This window comes from Kitasatospora sp. NPDC057512 (genome assembly GCF_042802135.1).
Taxonomy (GTDB): Bacteria; Actinomycetota; Actinomycetes; order Streptomycetales; family Streptomycetaceae; genus Kitasatospora.
In genome coordinates, this window is the sequence record NZ_JBHVET010000246.1 from 1 (window position 1) to 10,711 (window position 10,711).

General features: G+C 75.8%; 8 protein-coding genes and 1 pseudogene. 6 read left to right on the forward strand and 3 right to left on the reverse strand.

The window, feature by feature from the left end; translation table 11 throughout:
• Positions 1 to 52 precede the first annotated feature (52 nt).
• Positions 53 to 2,857, reverse strand: coding sequence for a phosphoenolpyruvate carboxylase (ppc, locus tag ACFU6K_RS17900; protein ID WP_380664051.1), 2,805 nt, complete (start codon positions 2,855 to 2,857; stop codon positions 53 to 55).
• Between the two features lie 259 nt (positions 2,858 to 3,116).
• Here ppc and ACFU6K_RS17905 point away from each other — a divergent pair, with 259 nt between their 5' ends.
• On the forward strand, positions 3,117 to 4,385 hold the full coding sequence (locus ACFU6K_RS17905; RefSeq protein ID WP_380664053.1) for a sensor histidine kinase: 1,269 nt from the start codon (positions 3,117 to 3,119) through the stop codon (positions 4,383 to 4,385).
• Between the two features lie 37 nt (positions 4,386 to 4,422).
• Here the strand turns inward: ACFU6K_RS17905 and ACFU6K_RS17910 are convergent, their stop codons facing one another.
• Both ACFU6K_RS17910 and ACFU6K_RS17915 read right to left on the reverse strand, forming a co-directional pair.
• Positions 4,423 to 4,950, reverse strand: a complete 528-nt coding sequence (locus ACFU6K_RS17910; RefSeq protein ID WP_380664063.1) for an SUKH-3 domain-containing protein — start codon at positions 4,948 to 4,950, stop codon at positions 4,423 to 4,425.
• A gap of 76 nt (positions 4,951 to 5,026) precedes the next feature.
• On the reverse strand, positions 5,027 to 5,488 hold the full coding sequence (locus ACFU6K_RS17915; protein WP_380664055.1) for a YwqJ-related putative deaminase: 462 nt from the start codon (positions 5,486 to 5,488) through the stop codon (positions 5,027 to 5,029).
• A 388-nt stretch (positions 5,489 to 5,876) separates the two neighbouring features.
• On the opposite strand from ACFU6K_RS17915, the gene ACFU6K_RS17920 reads away from it, so the two are divergent.
• The 5 genes and pseudogenes from ACFU6K_RS17920 to ACFU6K_RS17940 form a co-directional block, all read left to right on the forward strand.
• Positions 5,877 to 7,037, forward strand: a complete 1,161-nt coding sequence (locus tag ACFU6K_RS17920) for a Gfo/Idh/MocA family protein (protein WP_380664057.1) — start codon at positions 5,877 to 5,879, stop codon at positions 7,035 to 7,037.
• Between the two features lie 77 nt (positions 7,038 to 7,114).
• The gene (locus tag ACFU6K_RS17925; protein ID WP_380664065.1) at positions 7,115 to 8,326 is read left to right on the forward strand and encodes a DegT/DnrJ/EryC1/StrS family aminotransferase; all 1,212 of its coding nucleotides are present in this window, start codon (positions 7,115 to 7,117) and stop codon (positions 8,324 to 8,326) included.
• Positions 8,327 to 8,431: 105 nt separating this feature from the next.
• On the forward strand, positions 8,432 to 9,433 hold the full coding sequence (locus tag ACFU6K_RS17930) for an SMI1/KNR4 family protein (RefSeq protein ID WP_380664059.1): 1,002 nt from the start codon (positions 8,432 to 8,434) through the stop codon (positions 9,431 to 9,433).
• Between the two features lie 5 nt (positions 9,434 to 9,438).
• Positions 9,439 to 9,570, forward strand: coding sequence for a hypothetical protein (locus ACFU6K_RS17935; protein WP_380664061.1), 132 nt, complete (start codon positions 9,439 to 9,441; stop codon positions 9,568 to 9,570).
• Positions 9,564 to 10,711, forward strand: a pseudogene (locus ACFU6K_RS17940) (hypothetical protein); the annotation flags it as partial. The gene ACFU6K_RS17935 and the pseudogene ACFU6K_RS17940, both read left to right, overlap by 7 nt.

The following is a 10,711-nucleotide window of genomic DNA, read 5'->3' on the forward strand; positions in this document are numbered from 1 at the left end:
GGGCCGGTGTCCCCGACGGGACACCGGCCCTCGGCCGTTCTAGGGGTGGCCGTCAGCCGGTGTTGCGCAGGCCGGCGGCGATGCCGTTGACGGTCAGCAGCAGCGCGCGGGCGCGCAGCGGGTCGTCCTGGCGCCCGGCCGAGAGCTCCTCGCGCTGGCGGCGCAGCAGCGCGACCTGGAGGTAGGAGATCGGGTCGAGGTAGGCGTCGCGGACGGCGAAGGTCTGCTTCAACACCGGGTTGTGCTCCAGCAGTTCGCTCTCGCCGGTGAGCCGGAGCACCTCGCGCAGGGTGAGCGCGTGCTCGGCCTTGATCTGGTCGAAGACGTGGTGCAGCTCGCCGGGCACCAGCTGCTCGACGTAGTGGCGGGCGATCCGCAGGTCGGTCTTGGCCAGCGTCATCGCGACGTTGGACAGGAAGTTGCGGAAGAAGTGCCACTCGCCGTACATCTCGTCCAGCACGTCGCCGAGGCCGGCCGCGCGGGCGGCGGCGAGGCCGGAGCCGACGCCGTACCAGCCGGGGACGATCTGCCGGGACTGGGTCCAGCCGAACACCCACGGGATCGCCCGCAGGCCGTCCAGGCCGGCGCCGGAGTCGGGGCGGCGGGACGGGCGGGAGCCCAGGTGCAGCGAGGCGAGCTGGTCGACCGGGGTGGAGGCGAAGAAGTACTTCGGCAGGTCCTCCTGCTCGACCAGGGCGCGGTAGGAGGTGTGGGCGGCCTCGGAGACCCGGTCCATCGCGGCGTCCCAGCGGGCCAGCGACTCGGGGGCCTGGCGCGGGGCGGTGTGCAGCGCGGAGGCGGAGAGCGTGGCGGAGAGGGTCAGCTCCAGGTTCTCCCGGGCCAGCGAGGGGAGCAGGTACTTGTCGGAGATGACCTCGCCCTGCTCGGTGACCTTGATCTCGCCCTCCAGGGTGCCCCAGGGCTGGGCCAGGATGGCCTCGTGCGAGGGGCCGCCGCCGCGGCCGACGGTGCCGCCGCGGCCGTGGAACAGGCGCAGCCGGATGCCGTACCGGTGGGCGACGTCGCGCAGCCGGCGCTGGGCGCGGTGGATCTCCCACTGGGAGGTGGTGATGCCGCCGAACTTGGAGGAGTCGGAGTAGCCGAGCATGACCTCCTGGACGTCGCCGCGCAGCGAGACGAGCAGGCGGTAGGACGGGTCGGAGAGCATCTCGTCGAGGATGCGGTCGGCCTGCTGGAGCTCGTCGGTGGTCTCCAGTAGCGGCACGATGCCGATCTTGGCGATGCCGGCGTGCAGGTCGATCAGGCCGGCCTCGCGGGCCAGCACGGTGGCGGCGAAGACGTCGTCGGCGCCCTGGCACATCGAGATGATGTAGCTCTCGACGATCTCGTCGCCGAAGCGCTCGAAGCCCTGGCGGACGGTGTTGAAGACGCCGAGGGTCTTGGTGCCGGCCTCGTCCAGCGGGGCCGGGGTGGGGGCGAGCGGGCGGCGCGAGCGGAGCTCCTTGGCGAGCAGCTTCTGCCGGTACTCGCGGGGCATGTCGGCGTAGCGCCAGGCCTCCTCGCCGAGCCGGTCGAAGAGCTGGCCGAGGGCGTGGTGGTGGGCCTCGGCGTGCTCGCGCACGTCCATGGTGGCGAGCTGGAGGCCGAAGGCCTCGACGGTGCGGATGGCGCGGGCGAGGCGGCCGTCGGCGATGAGCTCGCCGCGGTGGGAGCGCAGCGAGTCCTGGATCAGCCGCAGGTCGGCGATCAGCTCGCGGGTGCCGAGGTAGTCGCGGCCCTCGACGTGCGGGGTGCCGCCGGCCAGCCGCTCGCGGGTGTTCTCCAGCTTGAGCCGGATGCAGGTGGCCTTGAGGCGGTAGGGCTCCTCGGCGTTCATCCGCTTGTAGCGCGGGCTGAGTTCGGGGAGCAGGTGCAGGTCGGTGTTGAGCGAGGCGAGCAGTTCGACGGAGGCGCCGGCCAGCCGCTCGGAGGTGGAGAGCGTGTTGCGCAGGTCGTCGATCGCGGCGAGCGCGTCCTTGATGCCGTACTCGTGCTGGAGGTTGAGGACGTCCCAGGTGACCTGCGGGGTGACGTTGGGGTTGCCGTCGCGGTCGCCGCCGATCCAGGTGCCGAAGGTGAGCGGGCGCACGCCGTCGGGCAGGCTCAGGCCGACCCGGGCGAGCTCCTCGTGCAGCTCCTCCAGGACCTCGGGGACGGCCTCGCGGTAGAGCTCGTCCAGGTAGTAGACGGCGTTGCGGGCCTCGTCGGTGGGCTCGGGGCGGGCGATGCGCAGCTCGTCGGTCTGCCAGAGCAGGTCGATGACCTCGGCCAGGCGGCGGTCGGCGGAGCGCTTGGCGCTGCTGGTGCGGGCCTGGTCGGCGGCGGCCAGGCCGGAGGTGACCTCGTCGCGGTGGATGCGGTCGAGGAGTTCGCCGATCCGGCGCAGCTTGTTGAGGACGCTGCGGCGGGCGGCCTCGGTGGGGTGCGCGGTGAAGACCGGGCGGACGGCGAGGTGGGCCAGGGTGTCCTGGAGGTGCTTGGCGTCGGCCTCGGCGAGCTGGTCGGCGGTCTGCGCGAGCAGCGAGCCCTCGCGGGCGCGGCGGGTGGCGAACTCGCGGCCGCGGTGCACCTGCTCGGTGACGTTGGCGAGGTGGAAGTAGGTGGAGAAGGCCCGGACCAGCTTCGCGGCGGTGTCCAGGTCGATGTCGGAGAGGAGTTCGGCGGTGGCCTCGCCGTCGGTGCGGCTCAGCAGGCGGACCTGTTCGACCAGGCCCAGCAGCTGGGGGCCCTCCTGGCGGACCAGCGTCTCGCCGAGCAGGTCGCCGAGGCGGCGGATGTCCGCACGCAGGGCGGCGTTGTCGGGGTCGGCGACGACGGGCGTGGGGCTGTCCGCCGGGGTGGGGACCGGAGCGGTCACGGCTGGCTCCCTGTGGTGGTGGGGTTCGGCAACGGCTCATCGTCACAGGTCCACACGCGTGTGGCGGGTGTGACGCGTGCGGACCGCGCTGTCCGACGCGACCAGCATAGGTGTCGGGGAGGGTGCTGTCCGCGACGTGGCCGGATGGCGGACAGGGCTGCCGAAAACCACCTGTGGTCTGGACCACTTGACGGCTTAGGGGGGTGTACCGGGCGATCCCGGTGGGGATGGGAGGGGGTTGCCGCTTACGCTGTGGGGCATGAGCAAGTCGCCTGGGGAGCGCGTGCCGGTCCGGTCGTTCTGGTGGTGGAAGCGGCCGCGCAGCGCTTTCCTGGACATCGGGCTGGCGTTGCTCGCCGCCGTCGAGTGCGCGGCCAGCACGCTCGCCTTCCTCTCCGCCCGGATCCACGTCAGCACCGCGGGAGCGGTCGGGATAGCCGTGCTCGGCACATTGGCCGGCGGCTCCCTGGTGGTGCGCCGGCGCTGGCCGGCCGTCCCGGTGCTGGTGACGCTGCTGGTGATGCCCGGAATGCTGGGCGTGGTGCTGCTGGTGGTGGCGCTGTACACGCTGGCGTCGACCTGGGAGTGGCCCTCGCGGCGCCGCCGGGTGGTCGCGCTGTCCGCGCTGGCCTTCGCCGAGGCGGCCGCCGTGATGGCGGTGTCGCTGATGACGCCCGGGGACGGGCCGGTGGACCCGCCGCCGCTGTGGGGCCAGATCCTGCTGTCGCTGCTGGTGGCGGTCGGTCTGACGGTCGCCCCGGTGCTGACCGGACTGTACGTCGGCGCGCGGCGGCGGCTGATCGAGTCGCTCAAGGACCGCGCGCACGGCCTGGAGACCGAACTGGACCTGCTGGCCGAGCAGGCGCAGGAGCGCGCCCGCCGGGCCCGGCTGGAGGAGCGCACCCGGATCGCCCGGGAGATGCACGACGTGGTGGCGCACCGGGTGTCGCTGATGGTGGTGCACGCCGGGGCGCTGGAGCGGATCGTCGGCAAGGACCCGGACAAGGCGGCGCAGAGCGCCAAGCTGATGGGCGAGGTCGGCCGGCAGGCGCTGAACGAACTGCGCGAGATCCTCGGGGTGCTGCGGATGGACGACGAGCGGCAGCCGGAGCCGGACTCGCTGGCCGGGCTGCCGCGGCTGGTGGACCAGTCCCGGGTGGCCGGGATGGCGGTGACCCTGACGGTCAGCGGCAGTCGGCAGGAGTTCACCGGCGAGGCCGAGCAGACCGCCTACCGGGTCGTCCAGGAGGGCTTGACCAACGCGCACAAGCACGCGGGCGGCGCCCAGGTGTCCGTCCTGCTCTCGTACGCGCCGAACGGGGTGCGGGTGGCCGTGGTGAACGCCTGCCCGGGCGGGGAGCGGGGCGCGGCGAAGCTGCCCAGCGGGGGCAACGGGCTGGTCGGGATGCGGGAACGGGTGATCGCGCTGGGCGGCACCTTCTCCTCCGGGCCGGAGGCGGACGGCGGGTTCCGGATCGAGGCGGTGCTGCCGTCCCGGCTGGCGGTGCGGGCCGAGCGGCTGCGCTGAGCCGGGCCCGGTGCCGCCCGGTGCCTGCCGGAACGCCTCAGTACTCGTCCGGGGTCCGCAGCCGCTCCGGGGCCGTGCCCAGGACCAGGGCGGAGACCGCCTGGTCGATGCCGTGCCCGAGGAACCACTCGCCGGCGTGGTCCAGGCTGTAGACCCGGCCCTCCTCGTCGACGGCCAGCAGCGCCTGCCCGTACGCCTCCTCGCCGAGCGGGGCCAGCCGGGTGCCCAGCGCCCGGCCGAGGTCGAGCAGGGTGCGCGGCTGGTGCAGGCCGCACAGCGGGTCGATCAGGAACGGGGTGCGGGCCAGCTGGCGGCCCGGGCCGGACAGGTCGAAGGCGAGGCCGCCGAACTCGGCCCAGGCCTCCACCGCCGCCGGGAACACCGCGTGCGTCACGCCGGTGGGCGCGCCGTACCCGACCAGGGTGTCGGCCCACTCCTCGGCCTGCCGGATCTGCCAGCGGCCGGGGTGCCAGCCGGCCGCCTTGAGCTCGGCGGCGACGTCGGCGGGGAAGCGCGGGCGGGTCCGGGCGCCGGCGGGGGAGAGGGTGGCCGGTGCGGGCGGGATGGGCGGGTTCAGGGCGGGCTCCAGGGCTGGGGGACGGGGGACGTGCCGGCGGCTCGGCCGGTCGGTGCGCGGGCGGTCAGTGCGCGGGCGGCCCGACGGCGACGCTGCGCACGGTGAAGTGCTCCAGCATCGGGGCGCAGGAGCGGCAGGGCGGGGCGTGGCTGCCGTGCGCCGGATCCCCCTCCTCGCGGATGCGGACGGTCGTCATCCGGGAGCCCTTGAGCGCCTTGCGGGCCTCGTGCAGCGTCATCGGCTTGCGGGCGGCGCGCTTGGAGCGCCGGCCGTCGACCGCGGCCAGGTGCTGGGAGAGCAGGACGGCCTCCGGGCAGCGGCCGGTGAACCGCTCGCGGGCCTCCGCCGGCAGGGCGTCCAGGAAATCGGCGACCAGGTGGTGCAGCACCGGGCGGCGCGGGTCCTTGTCGCCCGCCAGGGTGTGCACCTCGCCGCCCTTGAGCGACAGCGCGGCGGCGACGGCGGGCAGCAGGCTGTCGCGGTGGTGGCGCAGCACGGGCGGGCCCGCCGGCTCACCGGTGGTCATCCGTCGTCCTCCTCCTGGTAACCCGGTGTCGGCCGGAGTGACCGGGCCGGTCCGGGGCAAGCCTGTTCAGGGGCAAGCCTGTCAAACGGCACTGACAACCGCACAACCGGGGTACGGCGGCGGCCGGTGGCGCGACGGACCGGCCCGGCGGTCACCCGGTGTCGGCCTAACACGTACGCGTCCGTCACGACTTGTCCGCCGATTTACCGAAACGGCCCCGGAGGCCGGTACGCGGCCGGTACCGTTCCGGCAGCGAGCCGAAGGGGGACGCGGCCGACCGCGCGGAGCAGCCGCCCGGGCGGGCCCGACTCCCGTGCCCGCGCCGGACGTTGAGGCCACCGGGGAGGGCCTGCCGCCCGCCCCGGCGCTGAGCGAAGGGGCCCGTGCGATGACGTCGGAACCGCAGGACGACCACTGGCAGGCCGCCAACCAGGCACCCGGCGGCCACGTACCCGCACCGGACGAGCCGCCCCGGCCGGTGCCCGAACGCCCCGTCGGGCTGGCCGTGGTCGGGGCCGGCTACTGGGGCCCGAAGCTGGTCCGCAACGCGCAGCACACCCCGGCGCTGCGGCTGCACTGGCTGTGCGACCTGGACGAGGCCAAGGCCCGCGCGGTGCTGGGGGAGTACAGCACCGTCGGGACGACCGCCAGCTACCGGCGGGTGCTGGCGGACGACCGGGTCGGCGCGGTCGCGGTGGCCACACCGGCGGGCGCCCACTACGCGCTGGTGCGGGCTGCGCTGGAGGCCGGCAAGCACGTCCTGGTGGAGAAGCCGATCACCACCTCCGCCGCCGAGGCCGAGGAACTGGTCGACCTGGCCGAGCGGCGCGGGCTGGTGCTGATGTGCGACCACACCTTCTGCTACACCCCGGCGGTGCGGCGGATCCGCGAGCTGGTGCACGGCGGGGAGATCGGGGACGTCCAGTTCTTCGACTCGGTGCGGATCAACCTCGGCCTGGTGCAGCCGGACGTCGACGTGCTGTGGGACCTCGCCCCGCACGACCTGTCGATCCTGGACTTCGTGCTGCCGCCCGGGATCGAACCGGTCGGGGTGTCCGCCCAGGGCGCCGACCCGATCGGGGCCGGCCGCGCATGCGTCGCGTACCTGACGGTCCGGCTCAGCAACGGCGCGCTCGCGCACTGCCACGTCAACTGGCTCTCCCCGACCAAGGTCCGCACCACCCTGATCGGCGGCTCGCGGCGCACCCTGGTCTGGGACGACCTCAACCCGCAGGCCCGGCTGGCGGTGCACGACCGCGGGGTCGACCTCACCCCGCCCGACCAGCTCACCGACGAGATCCGGCACCGGGCGCTGATCTCCTACCGGGTCGGCGAGATGGTCGCGCCGGCGCTGGTCGAGCAGGAGGCGCTGCGCAACGTGATGGCCGAGTTCGCCGCCGCCATCGCCGAGGGCCGGGCCCCGCTCACCGACGGCCGGGCCGGGGTGCGGGTGCTGCAGCTGCTGGAGGCCGCCTCGCTCAGCCTCGAACTCGGCGGGGTCACCGTGCCGGTGGGCGCGGCGGTCCGGGCCGGGGCGGAGGCGCGGTGAGCGGGACGGCGAACGGTGCGGGGAACGGTGCGGTGAGCGGGATGGCGAACGGTGCGGGGAACGGTGCGGTGAGCGGGATGGTGAACGGCGTGGGGAGCGGTGCGGTGAGCGGCCCGGGGAGCGGTGCGGGGATCGGTGCGGCGGGGGTGGGCGTTCCGGCGCAGGGCGGCGGTGCGGCGGGGGAGGGCGTCCCGCTGGTCGATCTGGCGGCGGCGCACGCCGAGGTGGCGGAGGAGGTGCGGGCCGGCTTCGACCGGGTGCTCGCCTCCGGAGCCTTCGTCAAGGGCCCCGAAGTGGCCGCCTTCGAGCGGGAGTACGCGGCCTTCGCCGGCATCCGGCACTGCGTGGGCGCCGCCAACGGCACCGACGCGCTCGAACTGGCCCTGCGCGCCCTGGACCTGCCGCCCGGCGGCGGGGTGGTGCTGCCCGCCAACACCTTCGTCGCCACCGCCGAGGCGGTGCTGCGGGCCGGGCTGCGCCCGCTGCTGGTCGACGCCGACCCGGAGTACCTGCTGATGGACCCGGAGCGGGCCGCCGCCGCGCTGCCCGGCGCGGTCGCGCTGCTGCCCGTCCACCTCTTCGGGCAACTCGCCCCGATGGGCCCGCTGCTGGCGGCGGCCGACGGCCGCCCGGTGGTGGAGGACGCGGCGCAGTCCCAGGGCGCCCGGCAGCACGGGCGCGCCTGGTACGGGCGGATCGCGGCCACCAGCTTCTACCCGGGCAAGAACCTCGGCGCCTACGGCGACGCCGGGGCGGTGCTCACCGACGACGACGCCCTGGCCGACGCCGTCCGGCTGACCGGAGACCACGGCGCCCGCGACCGGTACCGGCACGAACGGTTCGGCTGCAACTCCCGGCTGGACGCGCTGCAGGCCGTCGTGCTGCGCGCCAAACTGCGCCGGCTACCCGCCTGGAACGCCGCCCGCCGGGCCGCCGCCGCCCGCTACGACGCGCTGCTGGGCGGGCTGGACGGACTCGCCCTGCCCCGTACCGCGCCCGGCAACGAGCACGTCCGGCACCTGTACCCGGTACGGATCGGCCCCGGTCGGGACCGCGACGCGGTGCTGGCCGCGCTGCACGCCGCCGGGATCGGCGCCGGGGTGCACTACCCGGTGCCGGTCCACCTGCAACCCGCGTTCCGTCACCTCGGCCACCGGGAAGGGACGTTCCCGGTCGCCGAGCGGGCCGCCCGCGAACTGCTCAGCCTGCCGTTGCACCCGCACCTCACCGAGGCCCGGCAGCTGCGGGTGGCCGAGGCGCTGGCGCGGGCGCTGGGCGGGCGGCTGTGACGCCGGGGGCCGCGTCGTCCGCCTGGCCGATCAGGGGTTGAAGGCAGGCCCTAGGCTGGTGCCCAGCAAGCACCGTATTTTGCAGCAGCCAGTGGGGGCTCCCAGATGACGACAGGTCGGCCCGGCGTCGCCGCCGCACCGAACGCGGCGTACGCAGGTCAGGTGGTGCAGTTCCCGGACCCGGTCCGCGCGGAGCGGCACCCCGCCGGGGTCAGGGTGGACGAGTACGGCTTCCCGGACTTCGGTCCGTACGCCGCCGCCGCGGCCGAGGTGGCCGACCCGCCGGCGGGCTTCGGCGTGGACGAACTGCGGCTGACCGACTACGTCTCGGCCAACGCCGCGCTCTACACCCAGGGCCACCCGCTCTGGGCCGACCTCCCGACCGCCGTCGCCACCCCGCCCGGCTGGACCTGGCACCACGCGGTCGGCCGGGCCGCCCCCGGCTGGCGGCGGATGGAGCTCGTCCCGGTCGAGGTCAAGGCGCTGCTGCGGCACCACGGCGGCCTGGCCACCTCGGCCGCCGACCACACCCGCCGCGGCACCCGCCCGCTGCAGGAGCGCCGGCCGGTGCACTTCTCGCTGGCCGGGGACGGCGGCGACCCGATCGGCGTCCCCGAGGACCTGGTGCAGCGCGCCGAGGAGCGCCTCGGCTACCGGCTGCCCGACGCCTACCGCACCTTCCTCAAGCTGGGCGGCGGCCGCGCCCCGGTCGGCGTGGCGCTGGACACCGAGCTCGGACTGCTGCTCGACCAGCCGTTCCTGACGCTCACCGAGGAGTACGGCACCGAGGACGTCGTGTACGCCAACAAGTGCCTGCGCGACCACCTCACCAAGGACTACCTGGGCATCGCCTACGCGCAGGGCGGCCTGGTCGCGCTCAAGGTGCGCGGCGAGCGGACCGGCTCGGTCTGGTTCCACCTGTACGACGACGCCCGCGACGCCGGTGGCCCGGAGGCGCCGGAGGACCGCTGCGCCCGGCTGCTGCTGCCCTGCGGCGAGGACTTCGACGCCTTCCTGCTGCGGCTGGCCGGCAGCCCGCCGGAGCTGGAGACGGTCGCGGAGCTGATGGTGGACGGCGGGTTCGCCCGGGCCGTCCCGGTCGGCTGAGGCGCGTGGGCGCGGTGCTCGCGGTGGTGTCGGTGGCCGAGGTGGCCGAGGTGGCCCCGGAGGTCGAGGTGGTCGAGGTGGTCGCGGTGGAACGGGGGACGACGAGGATGCGGACAGGGGTGAACCGGGCGTGGTGACGTACGCGCAGGCGCAGGAGCTCGCCGAGGAGTGGATCAACGGCGGGGTGCCGCGCTCGCAGCAGCGCGAGGTGCGGGTCCGGGAGTTCGACCTGGGCTTCGTCTGCTGGGCGGTGGCGCCCACGGGCCCGGCCGACGGCTCGGGCGGTGCGGGCGGTGCGGGTGGCGGCTCGGGGGAGGCCCGGCTGGTGATCGCCCGGGACTCGGGCGCCAGCACGCTCTGGCCCGCGCTGCCCGTCAACGAGGTGGTCCGGCAGTACGAGGAGGTCTACGGGCGGCCGGTGGCGGCCAACCCGGCCGGTGCGGCGAAGCCCGCGCCCGGGCCGGTGGAGGCGACCTCCTTCCTGCTCAGCCCGCCGCAGTGGCTCCAGGAGGCGGGGGCCGCGGCGATCGCGGCGGAGGCCGAGCGGCTCGGGACGGCTCCGGCCGCGAGTGCTGCTGGGCCCGCGGCCGCTCCCGCTGCTGCTCCGGTTCCGGCTGCCGCGCCCGTCGAGGAGCCGCCCGCCGCCGCGCCGCGGCCCGGGCCGGCCGTGCTGACCGAGCCGCCGGTCTCCGACCGGCCCGCCGGGGACGCGCCGACCATGCTCGCGCCGCCGGCCGGGCACGACGAGCCGGCCGTCGCGCCGGTGCCGCCGGTCGCGGCGCCCGTCGCGCCTGTGGTGCCCGTCGCGCCTGTGGTGCCCGGCCGGCCGCCGGTCGAGGGCGAGGCCGCGACCGTCCTGATGTCCGAGGGGCTGCGGACCACCGGCTCGGACCTGCCCGAGCCCGCCGCGCCGGCGGGTGCCGAGGCCGCGACCATGCTGATGCCGCCGACGGGCGGCGGCTACGGCATGCCCCCGGTCCCGCCGCCCGCCGCCCAGCCGCAGGGGGCGCAGCCCCCGGCCGCCGCGGCGCCGCCCCTCGCCCCGCCGGCCCCGGCCCCGGCCCCGGTAGCGGTACCGGCGCCCGCCCCGGCCGCCGAGCCGGCGCCCACGCTGCTCGCCTCGCCGGACGCCGCGTCCGGGCTGATGGGCCTGCCGGGTGCCCCGGTCGCCCCGCCCGCCGGTGGTCCGCAGGTGGAGCACGCGCCGACGATGCTGGCCCCGCCCGGCGGCCTGCCCGGCCTCGCCGGGCTGCCCGGTGCTCCGGCCCCCGGTGTTCC

Bases quoted from the DNA above. Each gene is read 5' to 3' on its own strand.
- ACFU6K_RS17905 (WP_380664053.1), top strand. From the start codon at position 3,117: ATGAGCAAGTCGCCTGGGGAGCGCGTGCCGGTCCGGTCGTTCTGGTGG.
- ACFU6K_RS17915 (WP_380664055.1), bottom strand. From the start codon at position 5,488: ATGACCACCGGTGAGCCGGCGGGCCCGCCCGTGCTGCGCCACCACCGC.
- ACFU6K_RS17920 (WP_380664057.1), top strand. From the start codon at position 5,877: ATGACGTCGGAACCGCAGGACGACCACTGGCAGGCCGCCAACCAGGCA.
- ACFU6K_RS17925 (WP_380664065.1), top strand. From the start codon at position 7,115: ATGGTGAACGGCGTGGGGAGCGGTGCGGTGAGCGGCCCGGGGAGCGGT.
- ACFU6K_RS17930 (WP_380664059.1), top strand. From the start codon at position 8,432: ATGACGACAGGTCGGCCCGGCGTCGCCGCCGCACCGAACGCGGCGTAC.